At 68.8% G+C, this 22,878-nt stretch carries 19 protein-coding genes; 15 read left to right on the top strand and 4 right to left on the bottom strand.

All coding sequences use genetic code 11. The features are described 5' to 3' along the window. Positions 1-144: 144 nt before the first annotated feature. From ACE3SG_RS13785 to ACE3SG_RS13760, 6 genes are all read left to right on the top strand, one after another. The gene (locus ACE3SG_RS13785; protein ID WP_374565775.1) at positions 145-1,341 is read left to right on the top strand and encodes a CaiB/BaiF CoA transferase family protein; all 1,197 of its coding nucleotides are present in this window, start codon (positions 145-147) and stop codon (positions 1,339-1,341) included. 101 nt (positions 1,342-1,442) lie between these two features. Beyond that, positions 1,443-2,936 carry a sulfatase gene (locus ACE3SG_RS13780; protein WP_374565773.1) on the top strand — a complete coding sequence of 498 codons (1,494 nt, stop codon included), beginning with the start codon at positions 1,443-1,445 and terminating at the stop codon, positions 2,934-2,936. A gap of 176 nt (positions 2,937-3,112) precedes the next feature. After that, positions 3,113-4,669 carry a sulfatase gene (locus ACE3SG_RS13775; protein WP_374565771.1) on the top strand — a complete coding sequence of 519 codons (1,557 nt, stop codon included), beginning with the start codon at positions 3,113-3,115 and terminating at the stop codon, positions 4,667-4,669. Between the two features lie 139 nt (positions 4,670-4,808). Further along, a complete protein-coding gene (locus ACE3SG_RS13770) occupies positions 4,809-6,320 on the top strand; it encodes a sulfatase (RefSeq protein ID WP_374565770.1) in 1,512 nt (503 codons plus the stop codon). Between the two features lie 153 nt (positions 6,321-6,473). Next, positions 6,474-7,979 carry a sulfatase gene (locus ACE3SG_RS13765; RefSeq protein ID WP_374565768.1) on the top strand — a complete coding sequence of 502 codons (1,506 nt, stop codon included), beginning with the start codon at positions 6,474-6,476 and terminating at the stop codon, positions 7,977-7,979. A gap of 183 nt (positions 7,980-8,162) precedes the next feature. Then, the gene (locus tag ACE3SG_RS13760; protein WP_374565766.1) at positions 8,163-9,683 is read left to right on the top strand and encodes a sulfatase; all 1,521 of its coding nucleotides are present in this window, start codon (positions 8,163-8,165) and stop codon (positions 9,681-9,683) included. A 61-nt stretch (positions 9,684-9,744) separates the two neighbouring features. On the opposite strand, the gene ACE3SG_RS13755 is transcribed toward ACE3SG_RS13760, so the two are convergent. Both ACE3SG_RS13755 and ACE3SG_RS13750 read right to left on the bottom strand, forming a co-directional pair. Further along, positions 9,745-11,004: a M20/M25/M40 family metallo-hydrolase gene (locus ACE3SG_RS13755; RefSeq protein WP_374565763.1), complete on the bottom strand. Its 1,260-nt coding sequence runs from the start codon at positions 11,002-11,004 to the stop codon at positions 9,745-9,747. Positions 11,005-11,298: 294 nt separating this feature from the next. Beyond that, positions 11,299-12,555, bottom strand: coding sequence for a M20/M25/M40 family metallo-hydrolase (locus tag ACE3SG_RS13750; protein ID WP_374565761.1), 1,257 nt, complete (start codon positions 12,553-12,555; stop codon positions 11,299-11,301). Between the two features lie 146 nt (positions 12,556-12,701). On the opposite strand from ACE3SG_RS13750, the gene ACE3SG_RS13745 reads away from it, so the two are divergent. The 9 genes from ACE3SG_RS13745 to ACE3SG_RS13705 all read left to right on the top strand — a co-directional run bounded on the left by ACE3SG_RS13745 (position 12,702) and on the right by ACE3SG_RS13705 (position 21,609). After that, on the top strand, positions 12,702-13,475 hold the full coding sequence (locus ACE3SG_RS13745) for a ferredoxin--NADP reductase (protein WP_374565759.1): 774 nt from the start codon (positions 12,702-12,704) through the stop codon (positions 13,473-13,475). Positions 13,476-13,634: 159 nt separating this feature from the next. Further along, the gene (locus tag ACE3SG_RS13740; protein ID WP_374565757.1) at positions 13,635-15,146 is read left to right on the top strand and encodes an efflux transporter outer membrane subunit; all 1,512 of its coding nucleotides are present in this window, start codon (positions 13,635-13,637) and stop codon (positions 15,144-15,146) included. A 17-nt stretch (positions 15,147-15,163) separates the two neighbouring features. Then, the gene (locus ACE3SG_RS13735; RefSeq protein ID WP_374565755.1) at positions 15,164-16,477 is read left to right on the top strand and encodes an efflux RND transporter periplasmic adaptor subunit; all 1,314 of its coding nucleotides are present in this window, start codon (positions 15,164-15,166) and stop codon (positions 16,475-16,477) included. Positions 16,478-16,524: 47 nt separating this feature from the next. Further along, complete coding sequence (locus ACE3SG_RS13730) at positions 16,525-17,244, top strand: ABC transporter ATP-binding protein (protein ID WP_374565754.1); 720 nt, start codon at positions 16,525-16,527, stop codon at positions 17,242-17,244. Next, complete coding sequence (locus tag ACE3SG_RS13725) at positions 17,244-18,455, top strand: ABC transporter permease (RefSeq protein WP_374565752.1); 1,212 nt, start codon at positions 17,244-17,246, stop codon at positions 18,453-18,455. The genes ACE3SG_RS13730 and ACE3SG_RS13725 overlap by 1 nt, the downstream gene beginning before the upstream one ends. A 290-nt stretch (positions 18,456-18,745) precedes the next feature. Further along, a complete protein-coding gene (locus tag ACE3SG_RS13720) occupies positions 18,746-19,612 on the top strand; it encodes an alpha/beta hydrolase (RefSeq protein ID WP_374565750.1) in 867 nt (288 codons plus the stop codon). A 17-nt stretch (positions 19,613-19,629) separates the two neighbouring features. Next, positions 19,630-20,247, top strand: coding sequence for a pseudouridine synthase (locus tag ACE3SG_RS13715; protein ID WP_374565749.1), 618 nt, complete (start codon positions 19,630-19,632; stop codon positions 20,245-20,247). Between the two features lie 25 nt (positions 20,248-20,272). Then, complete coding sequence (locus ACE3SG_RS13710; RefSeq protein WP_374565748.1) at positions 20,273-20,833, top strand: flavin reductase family protein; 561 nt, start codon at positions 20,273-20,275, stop codon at positions 20,831-20,833. A gap of 20 nt (positions 20,834-20,853) precedes the next feature. After that, positions 20,854-21,609, top strand: a complete 756-nt coding sequence (locus ACE3SG_RS13705; protein WP_374565746.1) for an SDR family NAD(P)-dependent oxidoreductase — start codon at positions 20,854-20,856, stop codon at positions 21,607-21,609. Here the strand turns inward: ACE3SG_RS13705 and ACE3SG_RS13700 are convergent, their stop codons facing one another. Together ACE3SG_RS13700 and ACE3SG_RS13695 are read right to left on the bottom strand one after the other, a co-directional pair. After that, complete coding sequence (locus ACE3SG_RS13700) at positions 21,610-21,801, bottom strand: hypothetical protein (RefSeq protein ID WP_374565744.1); 192 nt, start codon at positions 21,799-21,801, stop codon at positions 21,610-21,612. Positions 21,802-21,812: 11 nt separating this feature from the next. Continuing rightward, entirely contained in the window at positions 21,813-22,826 is a 1,014-nt protein-coding gene (locus ACE3SG_RS13695) for an NADP-dependent oxidoreductase (RefSeq protein WP_374565742.1), read from the bottom strand. Between the last annotated feature and the right edge of the window lie 52 nt (positions 22,827-22,878).

Genomic DNA, 22,878 nt, shown 5'->3' with positions numbered 1-22,878 from the left:
GTCTCGAACCGCACCGACGGTGCCGGAGCTGGGGACGGGGTGTATTGCGCAGTGAAGTAAAGGAGGAGGCCGAAGGCCGGGGGACATGAACGGAGCAATGCACCGCGGCCCCAGATCCCCCGCCCACCTGGGCTGAAAGTACCCATGACCACCACCGCACTCCAAGGCCTCAAGGTCCTCGATCTCTCTCGCGTGCTCGCTGGCCCCTGGGCCGGCCAGCTGCTCGGTGACTTGGGGGCGGACGTGGTCAAAGTCGAGCGCCCCGGCGCTGGCGACGACACGCGCGTCTGGGGGCCGCCGTGGGTGCAAGCGAAAGAGTCCGACGAGCGCCAGGCCGCCTACTTCCAGTGCGCCAACCGCAACAAGCGCTCAGTGGCGATCGACCTCGCCACGCCCGAAGGCCAGGCCCAGGTGCGGGCACTCGCCGCACAGGCCGACGTGGTGCTCGAGAACTTCAAGGTCGGTGGCCTCAAGGGCTACGGGCTGGACTACGACAGCCTGAAGGCCGTCAACCCGAAGATCGTCTACTGCTCGATCACCGGCTTCGGCCAGACCGGGCCGTATGCGCCGCGCGCCGGCTACGACTTCCTGATCCAGGGCATGGGCGGCCTGATGAGCCTGACCGGCCGGCCCGAGGGTGAAGAAGGCGCCGGCCCACAGAAGGTGGGCGTTGCGCTGGTCGACATCATGACCGGCCTGTACGCCACCATCGCCGTGCTCGCCGCCTTGAGCCACCGCGACCGCACCGGTGAGGGCCAGCACATCGACCTCGCGCTGCTCGACGTGCAGGTCGCCACGCTGGCCAACCAGGCCGCGAACTACCTTTCCAGTGGGGTGGCACCCAAGCGCCTGGGCAACGCGCACCCCAACATCGTGCCGTACCAGGACTTTCCCACCGCCGATGGCGACATGATCCTGGCGATTGGCAACGACGGCCAGTTTGCGCGCTTCTGCGCCATCGCCGGCAAGCCCGAGTGGGCGACCGACGAGCGCTTCGCGACCAACCCCGCGCGCGTGGCGAACCGGGCGGTGCTGATCCCGCTGATGCGCCAGACCACGGTGATGAGGACCACCGCCGAGTGGATCGCCGCACTCGAAGCCGAGGCCGTGCCCTGCGGCCCGATCAACCGGCTCGACCAGGTCTTCGCCGACCCACAGGTGCAGGCGCGAGGCCTGAAGATCGACATGCAGCACCCGAGCTTCGGCGCCGTGCCGCTGGTGGCCAACCCGATCCGCTTGTCGACCACGCCGGTGCAATACCGCGTGGCGCCGCCCACCCTGGGCGAGCACACGGCCGAGGTGCTGGCCGACTGGCTCGGTCACCCCGTTACAAGCGCATAACCTTATGACTGGACGGCACCTTGCGGTGCCGATGCCAGTTGTTCAAAATCCCCCGAAACGGCGGCAAACGACCGCCCATGCATCAAGCATCAGGGGGTCATATGAATCACTCGTTGGGCCGAGGCTCATGCCTCGCGCTGGGCATTGCTTTGGCCTGGGTCGGTGCCGCGTTCGCCGCGCAACCGCCCAATATCGTCTTCATCCTGGCCGATGACCTGGACGCCGCCTCCGCGGCGACGATGGACCAGGTCCGCACTCTGGTCACCAACCAGGGCACGAGCTTCCGGCACCACTACGTCAACGTGTCGCTGTGCTGCCCGTCGCGCGTCTCGACGCTGCGCGGCCAGTTTGCGCACAACACCACCATCTTCGGCAACGACGCGCCTGACGGCGGCTTCGAAGGCACCTACGCCAAGGGGCTGGAGTCATCCACCATCGCCACCTGGCTGCAGGACGCCGGCTACCGCACGGTGTTGTTCGGCAAATACCTCAACGGCTACCCGAACACGGCGCCATCGATCACCTACATCCCGCCCGGCTGGACCGAGTGGTACAGCGCGAATGGCGGCAGCCCCTACAGCGCGTTCAACTACAAGCTCAACGAAAACGGCCAGACCGTCAGCTACGGCAACGCCGACAGCGACTACCTGACCGACGTGATTGCAGCCAAGGCGACCGACTTCATCCGCCGCTCGGCAGACCAGCACCCCGAGCAGCCCTTCTTCGCCTACATCTCGACCTACGCCCCCCACCTGCCCGCCACGCCCGCCCCGCGGTATGCGCAGGCGCTGCCCGGCATCACGGCACCTCGAACACTCTCATTCAACGAGCCCGACGTCAGCGACAAGCCCACCTGGCTGCGCGACGCCCCGTTGCTGACCGAGGCCGAGATCACCACCATCGACCAGCAGTACCGCAGCCGCAGGCAGTCGCTGCTGGCGGTGGACGATCTGGTCAAGAGTGTCATCGACACCCTGGAAGCCACCGGCCAGTTGGCCAACACCTACGTCTTCGTCACCTCCGACAACGGCTTTCACCATGGCGAGCACCGGCTCACGTCGGGCAAGCTGACGGCGTTCGAAGAAGACGTGCACATCCCGCTCAGCGTGCGCGGCCCGGGCGTGCCCGCAGGCGCCACGGTCGACGCGCTGACCGCCAACGTCGACTACGCCGCGACCTTCGCCGAGATCGCCGGCGCCACGGTGCCGAGCTGGGTCGACGGCCGGTCCGTCGTGCCGTTCCTGCGCGGCCAGAATCCGCAGCCGTGGCGACGGGCGATGCTGCTGGCTCGCGGCGAACATGGCGGCACAGCCCGTGCGCAAGACGGCCTGCTCGAACCGCCCGACCCTTTCGACACCTTGGCTGTCAGCATCCCGCCGTTTACCGGGCTGCGCACGGCCGACGACTACACCTACGTCGCCTACGCCAGTGGCGAATACGAGCTGTACCAGAACAGCCGGGACCCGAAGCAGCTGCGCAACCAATACGACGCGGCGAACGAGAACCAGAAGGCGCACCTGGCCGCCTGGCTGGACGCCCTGGTCAACGCCTCGGGCGAGGCGCTGCGCGAAGCCGAACTGCGGCCGCCCAAGTGATCGGCGCGCGCTAAAGACCCACTGCGGCCCTCCCAGCCCGCTGCGCCCGCGCATCGCGCGCGCGAGCCGCAGCCAAGCCACGCAGCGACCCTCGCGGTTCTGCGCGGCTGCCTGCCATGTCCGAACACACCCCCGCTGTTCCGGGTGTCACCGCTTTTCAACACCAGGGGAATGTCATGAACCCTCTCATTCGCCGCGTGCTCGCCGCCGCGGCCCTGGGCCTCGCCTTAGCGACGCCGGCCGGCGCCAAGGCGCCCAACATCGTCTTCATCCTGACCGACGACCTCGACGCCGCCGCGGCGGCGAAGATGGCGCAGGTCAAGGCGCTGATCACCGACCAGGGCACGAGCTTCCAGCGCCACTTCGTCAACGTATCGCTGTGCTGCCCGTCCCGCGTGTCGACACTGCGCGGCCAGTTCGCCCACAACAGCACGATCTACGGCAACAACGCCCCTAACGGCGGTTTTGAGGGCACTTATTCGAAGGGCCTGGAATCGTCCACCATCGCCACCTGGCTGCAGGACGCCGGCTACCGCACCGCGCTGTTCGGCAAGTACCTCAACGGCTACCCGCACACGGCGCCGTCGACCACCTACATCCCACCCGGCTGGACCGAGTGGTACAGCCCGAACGGCGGCAGTCCCTACAGCGAGTTCGACTACGACCTCAACGAGAACGGCACCACCGTCCGCTACGGCAGCGCCGACAGCGACTACCTGACCGACGTGATCTCGGATAAGGCGGTCGACTTCATTCGCCGCTCGGTCGAGCAGCACGCGGGCCAGCCCTTCTTCGCCTATGTGTCGACCTACGCGCCGCACCTGCCTGCAACCCCTGCCCCGCGCCATGCGGACATGTTCCCCGAGCTACAGGCCCCGCGGACGAATTCGTTCAACGAAGCTGACGTCAGCGACAAGCCCACCTGGGTGCGCGAAGCCCCCTTGCTCAGCGAGAGCGAAATAGCCACGCTCGACGAGCAATACCGCAGTCGCCGGCTGTCGCTGCTGGCCGTCGACGAGATGGTCAAGCGCATCGTCGACACCCTGCAGGCGCTCGGTCAGCTCGACAACACTTACGTCTTCTTCACCTCGGACAACGGCTTTCACCAGGGCGAGCACCGCCTTGCCTCCGGCAAGATGACCGCGTTCGAAGAGGACCTGCACATCCCCCTCAGCGTGCGGGGCCCCGGCGTGCCGGTCGGCGCCACGGTCGACGCACTGACCGCCAACGTCGACTACGCCTCGACCTTCGCCGAGCTCGGCGGTGCCAGCACGCCAGGCTGGGTCGACGGCCGCTCGCTCGTGCCGCTGCTGCAGGGCCAGACCCCCAAACCGTGGCGGCAGGCCCTGATGCTGTCCCACGGCGAAGTCGGCGGCGAGCCCCGCCCATCGGGCATGGCCGGGCTGCTCGAACCGCCGGACCCGTTCGACACGCTGGCGATCGACATCCCGATGTACACCGGGTTGCGCACCGCCGACGACTACACCTACGTCGCCTACCTCAACGGCGAGTTCGAGCTCTACGACAACAGCAAAGACCTGCGCCAGCTGCGCAACCGCTACGGCGATGCGAGCGAGAACCAGCGCGCGCGCCTGGCCGCCTGGCTGGCGGCGCTGGACGGCGCCTCGGGCGAGGCCTTGCGCCAGGCCGAGCTGCGGCCGCCGCCGGCTTGCCCGCTGGTGTCAACGCGCTGCCAGGCCCAGCTGCCGCGCCGTCGCACCGCGGCACCCTGACGAGACGGTTGTGCTGACAGTCGGTTACCTGTTGACCAGGCCCCCGTCTCTCGGCGCACACATTCATCGGGAAGAATTTGGGATGGACCGGCGGCGAGGAGCGGCCGGCCATCGTCAGTAGATTTCTGAGGGGAACCCCATGGGCAACATCATCGCCCGCAGCTTGCAGGCTGCGGTGCTGGGCTTCGCTTTGCTCGGCTCGGCCGGCGCCAAGGCACCGAACATCGTCTTCATCCTGGCCGACGACCTGGACGCCGCCGCCGCGGCCCAGATGGCCGGCGTCAAGAAGCTGATCACCGACGAGGGCACCAACTTCCGGCACCACTACGTCAGCCTGTCGCTGTGCTGCCCGTCGCGCACCACCACGCTGCGCGGCCAGTTCTCGCACAACACCGGCATCTTCAAGAACGAGCTGCCCGACGGCGGCTTCGGCACCTTCTACGCCAAGGGCGAAGAGAGCTCGACAGTGGCCACCTGGCTGAGCGATGCCGGCTACCGCACGGCACTGTTCGGCAAGTACCTCAACGGCTACCCCGAGGGAGGCCCCTCGAACAGCTACATCCCGCCCGGCTGGACCGAGTGGATGAGCCCGGTGGCCGGCACGCCGTACAAGGGCTTCAACTACACGATGAACCACAACGGTGCGATGGAGGCCCACGGCAAGGCCGACGCCGACTACCTGACCGACGTGATCTCCAACGCCGCGGCCGATTTCATCCGCCGCTCGGTCGACCAGCACCCCGACAAGCCGTTCTTCATCTACCTGGCGCCCTACGCACCCCATGCCCCCGCGATCCCGGCGCCGCGGCATGAAAACACGTTCAAGAACCTGAAGGTTCCGCGCGGCCCGTCGTTCAACGAGAGCGATGTCAGCGACAAGCCCAACTGGGTTCGCACGCTGCCGCTGCTGACCTCGGCCGAGATCGCCGACATGGACAAGCTCTACCGCAAGCGCCGCCAGTCGCTGCTGGCCATCGACGACATGGTCGAGAACGTCATCAAGACCCTGCAGGCCAAGGGTGAGCTCGACAACACCTTCGTCATCTTCACGTCGGACAACGGCTACCACCAAGGCCAGCACCGCCTCGACTCGGGCAAGATGACCGCGTTCGAAGAAGACCTGTTGATCCCGATGTCGGTGCGCGGCCCCGGCGTGCCGGTCAAGCAGACGGTCGACCACATCACCGCCAACGTCGACTACGCCAGCACCTTTGCCGAGATCGGCGGCGCCACGGTGCCCGCCTTCGTCGATGGCCGTTCGCTGGTGCCGTTCTTCAAGGGCCTGACGCCACCGAGCTGGCGCGCCGCGCTGCTGCTGGAGAACAAGGACGGCGCGTCGCCGACGCTGCGCAACGCCGACAGCCCGCTGGAGCCGTCGGACCCGTTCGAGATGCGTGTCAAACCCGCCGGCGACGGCCAGGGCATCGACGGCTTCATGGGCCTGCGTGTGAACGACGGCACCACCTACCTCGAATACACCACCGGCGAGTACGAGCTGTACGGCAACTCGTTTGACGCCGCCCAACTGCGAAACAGCTACACGGTCGCCTCGCCCCTCACCAAGCAGCGCCTGGCGGCCTGGCTGGCCGCCCTGAAGAACACCGCCGGGGCCGAGCTGCGCGCTGCCGAGCTGCACCCGCCCGAGCGGTGATTCACCAGCGGCGCATGACCACATGAGGGTTCCGAGTGTTACCAACGTAACGCCTTGAACCCTAGCTGCACCTGGTAACGCTGGAGAAGAATTTGTGACCGCCCCGCCCGCCGGGCGAGGTGGATTCCAACTCCAACGTTCCAGGGAGTCTCCATGGGCCATCTCGCTCGCCGCGCGCTCAGCGCTGCGCTTCTGGGTCTTGCCTTGTCTGCGCCGGCCGGCGCCAAGGCACCCAACATCGTCTTCATCCTCGCCGACGACCTGGACGCCGTCGCTGCGGCGCAGATGAGCCAGGTCAAGTCCCTGATCACCGACCAGGGCACGAGCTTCCGGCACCACTACGTCAGCCTGTCGCTGTGCTGCCCGTCGCGCGCCACCACGCTGCGCGGCCAGTTCTCGCACAACACCGGCATCTTCAAGAACGACCTGCCCGATGGTGGCTTCGGCGGCTTCTACCAGAAGGGCGAAGAGGCCTCCACCGTGGCCACCTGGCTGCGTGATGGCGGCTACCGCACCGCGCTGTTCGGCAAGTACCTGAACGGCTACCCCGAAGGCGGCCCGTCGAACCGCTATGTGCCCCCGGGCTGGACCGAATGGATGAGCCCCGCGGCAGGCACGCCCTACAAGGGCTTCAACTACACGATGAACCACAACGGCACGCTGGTCGACTACGGCAAGGCCGATGCCGACTACCTGACCGACGTGATCTCGCAGGCCGCGACCGATTTCATCCGCCACTCGGTCGATCAGTTTCCCGACAAGCCCTTCTTCGTCTACCTGGCCCCGTATGCGCCGCATGCGCCGGCCACCCCGGCGCCGCGGCACGAGAACGCCTTCAAGGACATCAAGGTGCCGCAGGGCCCGTCGTTCAACGAGGCCGATGTCAGCGACAAGCCGAACTGGGTCCGCTCGCTGCCCTTGCTGACCTCGGCCGAGATCAAGGACATGGACAAGCTCTACCGCAAGCGCCGCCAGTCGCTGCTGGCCGTCGACGAGATGGTGCAGAGCGTGGTCAACACGCTGCAGGCCAAGGGCGAGCTGAACAACACCTACATCTTCTTCGCCTCCGACAACGGCTACCACCAAGGCCAGCACCGGCTCGACTCCGGCAAGATGACTGCGTTCGAGGAAGACCTGCTGATCCCGCTGTCGGTGCGCGGCCCCGGCGTGCCGGCCCGCCGCACGGTCGACCACATCACCGCCAACGTCGACTACGCCAGCACCTTTGCCGAGATCGGCGGCGTGTCCACCCCCAGCTTCGTCGACGGGCGCTCGCTGGTGCCTTTCCTGAAGGGCCAGACCCCGCCCAGCTGGCGCGCCGCGCTGCTGCTGGAAAACAAGGACGGCGCCCTGCCCCCGCTGCGCAGCGCCGACGGCCCGCTGGAGCCGTCGGACCCGTTCGAGCTGAGCATCGGGCCTGCCGGCGGCGGCCAGGGCATCGACGGCTTCACCGGCCTGCGCATCAACGACGGCACGACCTACGTCGAGTACACGACCGGCGAGCACGAGTACTACAACAACGGCACCGACGCTGCCCAGCTGCGCAACAGCTACATCTTCACCTCACCGCAGACCAAGGCCCGGCTCGCCAACTGGGTGGCCGCGCTGAAGAACGCCAGCGGCGCGGCGCTGCGCCAGGCCGAGCTGGCGGCGCCCTGAGGCCGGCGCCCGCCGACGTTTCTCGAAGGTAAAGGCCGGCCGCCGGCGGTTGATGCGCGGCGGCCGCGCCGGCAGAATCGCCGAGCCCCCGGCGATCGCCCGGCCGGTGACCCGACACAGGGCCCGGCCAGGCCCGACAAGGTTCGACGCAAGGCCCGCCAGAGGCACCCTCCAGGAGACACCATGCGCAAGCTGCTGCGGCTCGGGGCCCTCATCGTGCTGGTGCTGCACGTGGCGTGCGGCGGCAGCAGCGGCAGCAGCACGCCGCCACCACCCGGGGGGCGCGCGCCGAACATCGTCTTCATCCTGACCGACGACCAGGACATGCCCTCGCTGGCGCAGATGCCGCGCGTGAAGGCCTTGCTGCGCGACCAGGGCACCACCTTCGCCAGCCACTACGTCAGCCTGTCGCTGTGCTGCCCGTCGCGCATCACCGGGCTGCGCGGCCAGTTCGCCCACAACACCACCATCTTCAAGAACGGCCCGCCCGACGGCGGCTTCGAAGGCGTCTACGCCAAGGGCCTGGAGCAGTCGACGATCGCCACCTGGCTGCAGGCCGCGGGCTACCGCACCGCCCTGTTCGGCAAGTACCTCAACGGCTACCCCAACACCGCCTCGGCCAGCTACATCCCGCCCGGCTGGACGGAGTGGGCGAGCCCGAACGCCGGCACGCCGTACAAGGAGTTCAACTACTCGCTCAACGAGAACGGCCAGACCGTCAGCTATGGCGAAGCCGATGCCGACTACCTGACCGACGTGCTGTCGGCCAAGGCGACCGACTTCATCCGCCGCTCGGTCGACCAGTTCCCCGACAAGCCGTTCTTCGTCTACATCCCCACCTATGCGCCGCACGGGCCAGCCGTCCCGGCACCGCGCCATGCCGACCTCTTCCCCGACGCACAGGCACCACGCACCGCGTCGTTCAACGAAGCCGACGTCAGCGACAAGCCGGCCTGGGTGCAGGCCTTGCCGCTGCTGACCGGCGACCAGATCGACCAGATCGACAAGCTGTACCGCCACCGCCTGCAATCGCTGCAGGCGGTCGACGAGCTGGTGCAGAGCGTCGTCGACACACTGCAGGCCAAGGGCCAGCTGGACAACACCTACATCGTCTTCGCGTCCGACAACGGCTACCACCAGGGCCAGCACCGGCTCGACTCCGGCAAGATGACCGCGTTCGAAGAAGACCTGCTGGTGCCGCTGGTCGTGCGCGGCCCGGGCGTGCGGCGCGGCGCCACGGTGAGCCAGATCACCGCCAACGTCGACTACGCGCCGACGATGGCCGCCATCGCCGGCATCGGCACGCCCGATTTCGTCGACGGGCGCTCGCTGCTGCAACTGCTGCGCGGCGAAGCCCCGGGCACCTGGCGCCAGGTGCTGCTGCTCGAGCACAAGCCCGACAACTCCGACGGCATCCTGCCCCAGGCCGACAGCACTCTCGAACCGGCAGACCCGTTCGAAACGCTCGGCGACGGCCCCGGCATCTCCACCTTCAGCGGCGTGCGCACCGCCAGCGGCCTGAGCTACCTCGAGTACGACACCGGCGAGTTCGAGCTCTACAACAACCTGACCGACCCGAACCAGCTGGCCAACGGCTACGCCGCCGCACCGGCCGACCTGAAGGCCCGGCTCGCCGCGTCGGTGGCCAGCCTGCGCACGGCGGCCGGCGCGGCCCTGCGGCGCGCCGAAGAGGTCGCGCCCTGAGGCGACGAGCGCCAAAAAGAAGGGCACCCGTGGGTGCCCTGTGATCTTCGACCCCTGACCCTTACTTGCCGTCGCTGCCGAGTTCCACCGCGAAGCTCAGTGCCAGCTTGGCGAACTTCAACGCGTGGTTGGCGTTGTTACCCGACTTGCTGAGCGTGTCGTTGCCGGTGTGGATGTACGGGTTCGAATCGTCGTACAGCGCCTCGGCCGGGATCGATGCGGCGTAGCCCTTGTTCGTCCACGAGGCGTGGTCCGAGCAAGCGTAGCCGCAGCGGTCTTCGGTCACCTTCAGCGTCGGCTGGTAGTGCGCCACCAGGTCCTTGATGAACTTGTTCTGGGCCGCGTTCGAATAGTCGGTCATCACCGTGATGTCGCTGTTCGACGTGCCCTTGTAGTTCGTCATGTCCAGCTGCATCACGCCGACCACCTTCTTGCCCTTGTTCTTGTAGTCGGTGGCGATCTCGGCCGAGCCCTTCAGGCCCACCTCTTCGGCGGCATAGGCCATGAACTGGATCGTGCGCTTGGGCTTGTAGCCGCTTTGCAGCAGCACGCGCATCGCCTCTTGCAGCGAGGCGATGCCCGATGCATCGTCGTCGGCCCCTGGCGCGATGCTGTTTTCGTTGGTCCAGCCGATGGTCGAGTCGAGGTGGCCGCCGACCACGACGATCTTGCCCGGGTTGGTGGTGCCCTTGATCTCCAGGATCACCGACTTCTGCGGCCAGCCCGGGTGCTTGAACTGCGACACGGTCACGTCGGTGCGGCTGCCGGCCAAGGCCTTCCATGACGCCATCAACTGGTCGCTCGCCGACACGCCCCCGGTGGTGTTGTAGTAGCGGTTCTTGTAGTCGGTCGACAGGTGCACGATGGTCGAGAGGATGTTGCTCTCCTGCACCTGCGGCAGCAGCGGGTTCACTTCGGCGTCGTCGTCGATCACGTAGTTGACCAGCGGCTTCGCGGCCCGCGTGGCTGCATCGTGAAAGCGCGCCACCGCCTCACGCCCTTCGGCGCGGCTGGCGTGCAGCATGAAGCCCCCGCAGCGGTTCAGCTTCTCGTGGATCTCGGTCGACAGGTGCGGCAGTGCTTCTTCGTCGACCTGCATCAGGTAGACCGACTCGTTGCGCACGCCGATGCGGCCGTCGGCCAACGGCGCACGGATGGCCACCGAGTACGGCTCCACCTGCTCCAACTCGGCGCCCGAGCGGCGCAACAGGCGGTAGGCGTCTTCGCCCATCGAGGCCCAGACCATCGGGCCGGCGTGGGCCGAGGCCACCAAACAAGTCGCCAGGGTGCTGGTCACCAAGGCTGCGCGGCGTAGTGTCATTCGTGTCTCCTTGTCACTGGTGATAGGTCAGTCAAAAGAGCCGGGTGCGCCTCGCGATCGGGTCCCGCAGAAGGCTGCGGCGACATTACTGGGTTTGCCGCTGACGGACACCCCCAACCCGCTCGATATTCATCGTTGTTGACGCTCTGTTGCACACCGCCGGGTACACCGTCGGCAGACCGCCACAAAAGAGCCCGCGCGGAAGGGCCAAGAAAAAGGCACCGGGGTCACCGGTGCCCAAGGTTCAGACCCTCGCGCCGCGCTGGCCGCCAGGGTCTGGGGCGTTAGCGCCCCTTACTTGCCGTCGCTGCCCAGCTCGACCGCGTAGGCCAGCGCCAGCTTGGCAAACTTCAGCGCGTGGTTGGCGTTGTCGCCCGACTTCGAGATCGTGTCGTTGCTGGTGTGGATGTTCTTGTTGTCGTTGGCCAGCGGCGCTTCGAACGGGAACGACGCGACATAGCCCTTGTTGGTCCACGAGGCGTGGTCCGAGCAGGCGTAGCCGCAGCGGTCTTCGTTGACCTTCAGCTCGGGCAGGTAGTGCGCCGCCAGGTTCTTGACGAAGGTGTTCTGGGCCGAGTTGGTGTAGTCGGTGATCATCGTGATGTCACTGGCCGCGCCCTGGTAGTTCGTCATGTCCAGCTGCAGCACGCCGACGACCTTCTTGGCGTTGTTCTTGTAGTCGGTGGCAATGGCCTGCGAGCCCTTCAGGCCGATCTCTTCGGCCGCATAGGCCATGAACTGGAGCGTGCGCTTGGGCTTGTAGCCGCTTTGCAGCAGAACACGCATCGCCTCTTGCAGCGAGGCGACGCCCGACGCGTCGTCGTCGGCGCCCGGGGCGATGCTGTTCTCGCTGGTGCCGCTCGAGAGGATCGAGTCGAGGTGGCCGCCGATCACGACGACCTTGCCCGGGTTGGTGGTGCCCTTGATCTCCAGGATCACCGACTTCTGCGCCCACGAGTGCGTGAACTGCTTGACCGTCACGTCGGTGCGGCTGCCGGCGAGCGCCTTCCAGGTGGTCACCAGGTCGTTGCTCGCGTTCACGCCGCCGGTGGTGGCGTAGTAGCGGTTCTTGTAGTTGGTCGACAGCTTGACGATGGTCGAGCGGATGTTGCTTTCCTGGACCTGCGAGATCAGCGGGTTCACCTCTGCCTCGTCGTCGATCTGGTAGTTCACCAGGGGCTTCACGCCACGCTGGGCCGCTTCACGGAAGCCGGCCACGGCCTGGCGCCCGTCGGCGCGGCTCGTGTGGACCATGAAGCCGGCGCAGGTCTTCAGGTTCTCATGGATGTCGCGCGACAGGCGCGGCAGCGCATCTTCGTCGACCCGCATCAGGTAGACGGTTTCCTCACGCGTGCCGATGCGGCCATCGGCCTGCGGCGCGCGGATCTCCACGGCATACGGTTCGACCCGCTCCAACTCGGCGCCCGAGCGGCGCAACAAGCGGTAGGCGTCTTCGCCCATCGAGGCCCAGACCATCGGGCCGGCCTGAGCGGATGCAACAAAACATGTCGCCAAGGTGCTGGACACCAGGGCTGCGCGGCGTAGTCTCATTCGTTGTCTCCTTGTCATTGGTCAAAGGGGCCTGTGCCTGCGCGGGCGGGGGCCTGCGACGGCTCGGCGACAATACTGGGTTTGTTGCCGGCGGGCACCCCCCAGTCTGCAGCCTTTATCTTTTTTGACTCTCTGAAGACCCGAACATGAGTGCCTTCAATGAAGAGCGCGTGTTGAGCGTGCACCACTGGACCGACAAGCTGTTCAGTTTCACCACCACCCGTGACAGCTCGTTGCGCTTTTCGAACGGCCACTTCACGATGATCGGCCTGCGGGTCGACGGCAAGCCGCTGCTGCGCGCCTACTCGATCGTCAGCGCGAACTACGAAGAGCACCTCGAATTCCTGAGCATCAAGGTGCAGGACGGCCCGCTGACCTCGCGCCTGCAGCACATCCAGCCCGGTGACTCGATCATCGTCGGCCGCAAGCCGACCGGCACGCTGCTGATCGACTACCTCACCCCCGGCAAGCGGCTGTACCTGCTGTCCACCGGCACCGGCATGGCGCCGTTCCTCAGCATCGTGCGCGACCCCGAGACCTACGAGAAGTTCGAGCAGGTCATCCTCGTGCACGGCGTGCGCGAGGTGAACGAGCTGGCCTACCACGACTACCTCACGCGCGACCTGCCGGCGCACGAGTTCCTCGGCGAGATGGTCACGCGCCAGCTGATGTACTACCCCACCGTCACCCGCGAGGCCTACAAGCACCAGGGCCGCGTGACCACCGTGATCGAGAACGGCCAGCTGGCCCACGACCTGCGCCTGCCGCCGCTGAACGCCGCCGAAGACCGCGTGATGATCTGCGGCAGCCCCGCGATGCTGCGCGACCTGAAGGTGATGATGGAAGAGCGCGGCCTGAAAGAAGGCAACACCAGCACGCCGGGCGACTACGTCATCGAGCGCGCGTTCGTCGACCAATAAGGCCGCGCCACAGGGCAAGCCATGTGCCTGCCTTGTTTAAATTTACAAAGCAGATGTGCTGGCCTTTCAGCCAGCGCGCAGCATGATGGCTTCGCGGCAGCAGAACCCGCGGCGGCGCACGGTGCGCCGTGACCCGCGGCCCCGCCGCCCAGAAGCCTCATGCCCCAGACACCCTTTTCACTGCCTGGCGCCGCGCTCTGCGCCGCCCTGAGCCTGCTCGGCGCCTGTGCCAGCGCGCCGCAAGCCCCCACCACCACCCCGGGCATCGCCCCCGCCGCGCTGGGCCAATGGGCGCGGGTCGACATCCCACCCGGCGCCGCCGCCCCCGACGCCCAGGCCCTGGCCACCTGGTGGCAGCAGTTCGGTGACGCCGGCCTCGACCGCCTGATGCAGCAAGCCCTGGCCGGCAACCTGGATTTGCGCTCGGCCCAGGCCAGCTTGCGCTCCGCCCAGGCCGCCCGCGCCGCCGCCCAGGCCGGCACCGGCCCGGTGATCGGCAGCTCGGCCGGTGCCAGCCGCAGCTTCACCCGCAGCAGTGCCAGCAACCTCTACAAGCTGGGCTTCAGCGCCAGCTGGGAGCCCGACCTGAGCGGCGCCCAGGCCAGCGGCCTTGCCGCGGCCGATGCCGACGCCCAGGCCGCCTGGGCCGACCTCGGCACCACCCGCATGACGCTCAGCGCCGAGCTGGGCCTGGCCTATGTGCAGTGGCGGGGCGCCCAGGCCCGCCTGCGCATCACGGCGGCCAGCCTGGCCAGCCTCGAGCAGACGCTCGAGCTCGCGCGCTGGAAGGCCCAGGCCGGCCTGGCCAGTGCGCTGGACGTGGAGCAGGCCCGCCTGTCGGTCGAGCAGACCCGCGCCAGCCTGCCCAACCTGGCGACCGAGATCGCGCAGGACGAGCACGTGATCGCGCTGCTGACCGGCCGCGCGCCCAGCGAGCTGGTGGCCGACCTGTCGGCCGAGCCCTTGTCCACCAGCGGTGTGCCGCAGGCCGGGCCGGCGCTGGAACGCCTGGCCCTGGGCCTGCCGGCCGACCTGCTGCGCCGCCGCCCCGACCTGCGCGCCGCCGAGGCCCGGGTGCGCGCCGCCTGGGCCCGCCAGGAGCAGACACGCCGCGCCGGCTGGCCCGGCCTGGGCCTGAGCGGCTCGGTCGGCCTGCAGGCGCTGACCCTCGGCGCGCTGGGCCAGGCCAGCGCCGGTGTGGCCGCGCTGGCCGCCAGCGTCGACTGGACGCTGTTCGACAACGGCCTGCGCCAGGCCCAGGTCGACCAGGCCGGCGCCGCGCTCGACGGCAGCCGCCTCGCCTACGACGCCGCCGTGCTCGCTGCGGTGAAAGACGTGGAGGACAGCCTGGTCGCCCTGCGCGGCAGCCGCGACCGCGCCGAATCGCTGCGCCTGGCCGCAGACGCCGCGGCCGCCACGCTGCACTGGACCCGCGTGCGCCACGACGCCGGCCTGACCGACTTCGCCACGCTGCTCGAAGCCCAGCGCAACGAGCTGGGCGCGCGGCTGGCGCTGCAGACCACGCAGACCGACCTGTCGCTGAACCTGATCCGCCTGTTCAAGGCGCTCGGCGGCGGCTGGGACACCGGCGCTGCCAACGCCGAGCCCGTGCCCACGCCCTCGCCCACCCCCAACGCGCCGCCAGCCCCTGTTGCCAGCCCCCGCGCCTGACACCGCTGCCCACCACCATGCCCGCAGAAAAAGAAACCTCCCCACGCGCCCTGCCCGACTGGCTGCAGGGCGACCAGCGCCCCTTCTTGAAACGCCGCTCGACCTGGGTCATCGCGGTGCTGGCGGTGGCGCTGGCCGCCGGCGGCGTTGCCTGGTGGCGCGCCCAGGCGCGCGCCGATGCGCCGCACTACGTGACCGAAGAGATCACCCGCGGCGACATCGCCCTCACCGTCACCGCCAACGGCACGCTGCAGCCCACGCGCTCGGTCAACATCGGCAGCGAGTTGTCGGGCACCGTCAGCGAGGTGCTGGTCGACGTGAACGACCGCGTCAAGAAGGGCCAGGTGCTGGTGCGGCTGGACACCGCCAAGCTGCAGGACCAGGTCGCCAAGTCCGAGGCGGCGCTGCAAAGCGCCCGCGCCGGCATCGCCCAGGCCACCGCCGCCACCCGCGAGGCGCAGCTGGCGCAAGCCCGACTCGAAGAGGTCAAGCGCCTCTCCGGCGGCAAGCTGCCCGCGGCCAGCGAGCTCGACACCGCCCACGCCACGCTGGCCAAGGCCCAGGCCGCCGAGGCCGGCGCGCGGGCCGACCTGGCGCAAGCCGAAGCCACGCTGCGCACCGACCGCACCAACCTGGGCAAGGCCTCGATCCGCGCGCCGATCGACGGCGTGATCCTGACCCGCTCGGTGGACCCCGGCAACGCGGTGGCCGCATCGCTGCAGGCCGTCACGCTGTTCACGATGGCCGAAGACCTGACGCAGATGAAGCTGTCGGTCAATGTCGACGAGGCCGATGTCGGCCAGGTCAAGGAGGGCCAGACCGCGCAGTTCAGCGTCAGCGCCTGGCCGGGCCGCAAGTACCCGGCCAAGATCACCCGCGTGGCCTTCGGCTCGACCACCACCGACAACGTGGTCACCTACACCACGCAGCTGCTGGTCGACAACCCCGACCTGACGCTGCGCCCGGGCATGACGGCCACCGCCATCATCGCCGCCACCGAGCGCCAGGGTGTGCTGCGCGTGCCCAACACCGCCTTCAGCTTCGACCCCCACGCCGCCACCGGCCGCGCCAGTGCCGCCAGCAGCGGCATCGTCTCAGCCCTGATGCCGCGCCCACCCGTCGGCCAGGGCACGAAGCGCGCCCGGCCTACGGATGGCGCCGGCGGCAAGTCGGCTGGCCAGCGGCGGCTGTGGGTGCTGCAGGGCGGCCAGCCGGTGGCCGTGACGGTCACCGCCGGGCTGTCCAACGGCCGGTTGACCGAGGTCAGTGCGCCGGAGCTGAAAGAGGGCATGGCGGTCATCGTCGACCAGCAAAGCGGGGCCAAGCCGTGAGCGACGCGACCAGCCCAGACGCGGGCCGAGGAGGAGAAGACTCGCCCTTGATCCGCCTGCGCGGTGTCACCAAGACCTACGGCCAGGGGGCCATCGCCTTCCAGGCGCTCAAGGGCGTGGACCTCGATGTGCGCGCCGGCGAGTTCGTCGCCATCATGGGCCCGAGCGGCTCGGGCAAGTCGACCGCGATGAACCTGCTGGGCTGCCTGGACACCCCCACCAGCGGCAGCTACCTGTTCGACGGCATCCCGGTCGAGCGGCTCGACCGCGACGCCCGCGCCCGCCTGCGCCGGCGCCACCTGGGCTTCGTGTTCCAGGGCTTCAACCTGCTGGCGCGCACCTCGGCGCTCGAAAACGTCGAGCTGCCGCTGCTGTACCGCGGCGAGCCCGCCGCCCAGCGCCACGCCGCGGCCCGCGCCGCACTGGCCCAGGTCGGCCTGGCCGGCTGGGAAACGCACACGCCGGCCGAGCTGTCCGGCGGCCAGCAGCAGCGCGTGGCGATCGCCCGCGCCATCGTCACCCAACCCACGGTGCTGCTGGCCGACGAGCCCACCGGCAACCTCGACACCGCGCGCAGCCAGGAGATCATGGCCCTGCTCGACGCCCTGAACCGCGACCACGGCATCACCGTGCTGATGGTCACCCACGAGGCCGAGATGGCGGCCCATGCGCGGCGCATCGTCCACTTTCGCGACGGCAAGATCGAGCGCGACGAGGTCACCACCACTGCGGCCGACCACCTCACCGCGATCGCAGGGGCCGCCTGATGTGGGCCAACACCTTCTTCCTCGCGATCCGGGCGATCCGGCGCAACCTGCTGCGCTCGTTCCTCACCGTGCTGGGCATCGTGATCGGCGTGGCCGCGGTGATCACGATGGTCACGCTCGGCAACGGCGCCACGCAGGCGGTGCGCGACCAGATCAGCAGCCTGGGCAGCAACCTGCTGATGGTGCGGCCCGGCCAGCGCCTGGGGCCTGGCATGGGTGGCGCCGGCGCGCCGGCCTTCAAAGAGGCCGATGTCGAGGCGATCACCGCGCAGATCGGCGGCCTCAAGGCCGTGGCGCCCGAGGTGCGCTCGGGTGTCACCGTGATCGCCAACGGCAAGAACTGGGCGACCACCGTCACCGGCAGCAGCGACGCCTACTTCACCACCAGCAACTGGACGATTGCCAGCGGCCGCATCTTCGACGATGAGGAGCAGGCCACCGGTGCCGCGGTCTGCCTGATCGGCGCGACCGTCAAGCGCGAACTCTTCGGCGCCAGCTCGGATCCGCTGGGCGAGCAGGTCCGCATCAAGTCGTTCTCGTGCGAGGTGATCGGCACACTCGCCCCCAAGGGCCAGGCCGCGATGGGCCAGGACCAGGACGACACCATCATCGTGCCGCTGCGCACCGCGCAGCGCCGCGTCACCGGCTCGACCCGCGTCAACACCTTGCTGGTGTCGATGCGCGACGGCGCCGACCCAGCCCGCATCACCGCTGCACTGACCAGCCTGCTGCGCGAGCGACGCAAGATCGCCGACGGCGCCGACGACAACTTCAGCGTGCTGGACACGGCCCAGATCGCGCAGACCTTGTCCGGCACCACGCAGCTGATGACCTCGCTGCTCGGCGCGGTGGCGGCCGTGAGCCTGCTGGTGGGCGGCATCGGCATCATGAACATCATGCTGGTCAGCGTGACCGAGCGCACCCGCGAGATCGGCGTGCGGCTGGCCATCGGCGCGTTGGAGCGCGAGGTGTTGATGCAGTTCCTGATCGAGGCCGTCGTGCTGTCGTCGCTGGGTGGCCTGGTCGGCATCGTGCTGGCCACGCTGGCCTCGGTGGGGCTGGCCGGGCTGATGCAGGTGCCCTACCTGTTCAACCCCAGCATCAACCTGCTGGCCTTCGCCTTCTCGGCGGCCATCGGCGTGGTGTTCGGCTACTTCCCGGCACGGCGTGCGGCGCAGCTGGATCCGATCGAGGCGTTGCGGCACGAGTAGGTCTTGGTCATGGAGGTGCGACGCTGGTTGGCGCGCGCCGCGGGAGCCGGGTGAGCGGCTCCGCTCATGTCCCCCGCCGCTGGCCTGCGGCCAACGGCTCCTCCTTTACTTCGCTGCGCCGCTCACCCGGCCCCCGCGGCCACCACCGTGATTTGACTTGCATCGTGAACCGGCCCGATCCCGCTCCACCTTGCACCAGGCGGATCAGACACCTCAGTACGGAAGTCGAGCAAACGCAAGTTCGCGTAGAGTGCCGCCGTCCCTGCCACTCGCTCTGCCGCGCCACCGCCATGACCCGCCAACGCCTGCCGTCGATCGCCCTGCTGCTGTGCGCCTTGCTGGCCGGCTGCGCGTCGAAACCCGAGCCGCGCCCGCACACCGCCAGCCGCGGTGTCACGGTGCTGGTCACGCCGTTCATGATGCCGGTGCTGAACCGGCAGCGCAACGTGCGGCTGTACCTGCCGCCCAGCTACGGCACGAGCGACAAGCGCTACCCGGTGATCTACATGCACGACGGGCAGAACCTGTTCGACGACGCCACCTCGTACGCCGGCGAGTGGGGTGTGGACGAGACGCTCAACGACATGGCCGCGCGCCAGGGCTTCGAAGCGATCGTGATCGGGCTCGACAACGGCGGCGAGAACCGTGTCCGCGAGCTGAACCCCTTCGATCACCCGAAGAACGGCGCCGGTGAAGGCGAGGCCTACCTGGCCTTCGTCGTCAACACGCTCAAGCCGGTGATCGACAAGCAGTACCGCACGCTGACCGGGCCCGAGAACACCGCGATCATCGGCAGCTCGATGGGTGGGCTGATCTCCGATTACGCGATCCACCGCTACCCGCAGGTCTTCGGCCGCGCCGGCGTGCTCTCGCCCGCGTACTGGACGGCCGACCCCGGCATCTACGACTACGCGGCGCAGCACCCGCTGCCGCTCGGCGCCCGGGTCTATTTCTCGATGGGTGGCAAAGAAGGCGACAGCGCATTGCCCGACGTGCAGCGCATGCACACCGTGATGACCGCCCAGCGCCCCGAGCCGGGCGCGGTGACCTTGAGCATCGTGCCCAAGGCCGAGCACAACGAGGCCGCCTGGCGCGCCGAGCTGCCCAAGGTGCTGAACTTCCTGTTCGCACCGCTACCCACACCCACCGCCCAGTGACACCCGAAGGTTTGACGTTGCTGCTCGCCGACGAGCAGCTGGTGGCGGTGGACAAGCCGGCCGGCCTGCTCTCGGTGCCCGGCCGCGGGCCGGAGCGCGCCGATTGCGCCGCCAGCCGCGTGCAGGCCGCCTATGCCGATGCGCTGATCGTGCACCGGCTCGACATGGGCACCTCGGGCGTGCTGGTGTTCGGCCGCGGCGCAGCGGCGCAGCGCGCGCTCAGCGTCGCGTTCGCCGAGCGGCGGGTCGACAAGCGCTACATCGCCGTCGTCGCCGGGTCCCCGTCCGCCGACGAAGGCGGGGTCAGCCTGCCGCTGATCTGCGACTGGCCTAACCGGCCGCGCCAGATGGTCGACCATGAGCGCGGTAAACCGTCCGCAACGTTGTGGCGCGTTCTGCAACGGTCAGCCGACGGCGCCACCACCCGCGTCGAGCTGTTCCCGCTGACCGGGCGCTCGCACCAGTTGCGCGTCCACATGCAGCAGATCGGCCACCCGATCGTCGGTGACGAGCTGTATGCCCCGCCCGATGTCCAGGCGATGGCGCCACGCTTGCTGCTGCATGCCGAGTGCCTGAAACTGTTCCATCCGGCCGACAACCGGCTGGTCACGATCCACAGCCCCTGCCCCTTCTGAGCACCGCCCTTCACCTTCTCGAGCCATGCGCCTACCTGTCGAACTGCCCAAGGCCTATCGCCTGCTGAACCACGGCCCCACGGTGCTGGTCAGCGCCCAGCATGACGGGCGCCGCAACGTGATGGCCGCCGCCTGGGCGATGCCGCTGGACTACGACCCGCCCAAGGTGGCCGTGGTGCTGGACAAGAGCACCTACACCCGCGAGCTGGTCGAACAGTCGAACCACTTCGCGCTCAGCGTGCCCTGCCAGGCCCAGGCCCGCATGGTGCACGGCGTGGGCAGCCACAGCGGGCGCGAGCAAGACAAGTTCGTGGGCTACGGCCTGAACGCCCTCGAAGAGCCGGCAGCGCACTCGCCGCTGATCAACGGCTGCGTCGCCTGGCTCGACTGCGAGCGCCTGCCGCAGCCCGAGCAAGAGGCGCGCTTCGACCTGTTCCTCGGCCAGGTGACCGGCGCCTGGGCGCTGAGCCAGGTGTTCAACGCCGGCCGCTGGCATTTCGAGGGCCACGACGAGATGCGCACCCTGCACCACATTGCCGGCGGCCAGTTCTTCACGATCGGCAAGCCGATCGACGGCAGCAAGTAACGCCCTACTGGAGGCCACCCATGCTCCACCTGACCCTGATCACCGGCGCCTCGCGCGGCCTGGGGGCCGCGATGGCCGCGCAACGCCTGCGCCAAGGCCACCAGGTCATCGGCATCTCGCGCCAGTCGTCGGCCGAGCTGGCGGCGCTGGCCGCCACCAGCGGCGCCAAGCTGACGCAATGGAAGCTCGACCTGGCCGAGCCCGAGGCCGCCGCCAACCACCTGGCGGCGTGGCTGGCGGCGCAAGACGGCAAGGCCTTTGCCAGCGCCAGCCTGATCAACAACGCCGGCGTCGTGACCCAGCCGGGGCCACTGGAGGCCACGCCACCGGCCGAGATCGCGCGCGGCCTGCGCGTGGGCCTCGAGGCGGCGATGCTGCTCAGCGCGGCCTTCCTCAAGGGCACCGCCGCCTGGCCCGGCACGCGCAAGCTGCTGAACATCTCGTCCGGCCTGGGCCGGCGGGCGATGGCCGGCAGCGCCGTCTACTGCGCGGCCAAGGCGGGCATGGACCACTTTGCCCGCGCGGTGGCGCTGGAGCAGGCCGCCTTGCCCCACGGCGCCCACATCGTCTCGCTCGCGCCCGGCATCATCGACACCGACATGCAAGTGCAGCTGCGCAGCGCCGACGCAGCCGCCTTCCCTGAGCGCGAGCGCTTCGCGCAGTTCAAGAGCCAGGGCCAGCTCGACGTGCCCGAGGTGGCCGCGGCCAAGGTGCTGGCTTACCTGGACCGCGCCGACTTCGGCGCCAACCCGGTGGGCGACGTGCGCGACGCCTGATCAGGCTGGCTGCGCCAGCGTCATCACCACCGCGTCGCAGTCCGCCGCAAAGCGGTGCGCCAGGCCGGGCGGCACGTGGATCAGCAGCAACGCCCCGCCCGAGGTGCGCGCGAGCAGGTGGTCGGCATCGGCCGCGAGGCCGCGGCCGGTGTGGGGCAAGGGGTGGTGCTTGAACATCGTCGATTCACTCATGGCAGACGCGCTCAGGCCTTCACCAGCAGCTTGCCGCGGTGCTCGCCGGTGAACAGGCTTTGCAGCGCCATCGGCAGCTGCTCGAAGCCTTCGACCACCGTCTCTTCGAACACGATCTCGCCGGCCTTCACCCACGGGCCGACGATGCGCAGCATCTCGTCCATGCGGTGCAGGTAGTCGCGTGCCAGCATGCCCTGCACGGTGGCGCGCTGGTACAGCATGTGGTGCAGCCAGCGCGGGCCCAGCTCGGGCTCGTCCAACCCGCCGGAATACTGGCTGATCGCACCGCAGATGACGATGCGTGCGCGGCGATTGACCAGCGGGATCACCGCATCGCTGATCCAGCCGCCGACGTTGTCGAAGTAGACGTCGACACCGCCGACCAGGCGTTTGATCTCTGCGACCAGCGCCCCGGCATCGGCATGCGCCTTGTAGTCGACCGCATGGTCCAGCTTCAGCGTCTGTCTCAGCCACGCGCACTTGGCCGCACCGCCAGCAATGCCCAGCACCGTGCAGCCATGGCGCTTGGCGAACTGCGCCACCAGCGAACCCACCGCGCCGCCCGCACCTGACACGATCACCACGTCACCCGCCTTGGGCCGGCCCGATTCGGTGAGGCCGAACCAGGCCGTGCGGCCCGGCATGCCCAGCACGCCCAATGCGGTCGAAGGCGGCGCCAATTGGGTGTCGAGCTTGCGCAGCTGGCTGTGGTGCGCCAGTGCATGGGTCTGCCAACCCAGCATGCCCTCGACCCAGTCGCCCGGCTGCAGCGTCGGCGCGTTCGAGCGCAGCACCTGGCCCACCACGCCGGCGGTCTGCACCACGCCCAGCGCATGCGGCAGCTCGTTGTAGGTCGGCTTCTTCGACTGGTTGATGCGCATGTAGGGGTCGACGCTCCAGTAGCGCGCCTCGACCAGCACCTCGCCCCCGGCCAGACCTTCGGGCAGCGGGCTCTCGCGCAGCTCGTAGTGCTCGGGCCCGACCAGCCCGTCGGGGTGGCGCAGGTAGATCCATTGGCGGTTCATCGGCTCTCCAGCAAAGCGTGCAAGGCCGCGATGGTGCGCCGGTTGTCGTTTC

Source organism: Ideonella sp., from assembly GCF_041914305.1.
In the GTDB taxonomy this organism is placed as follows: domain Bacteria; phylum Pseudomonadota; class Gammaproteobacteria; order Burkholderiales; family Burkholderiaceae_C; genus Ideonella.
Note: the sequence above shows the minus strand (reverse complement) of the source record. Positions and strands in the feature narration are given on the sequence as shown.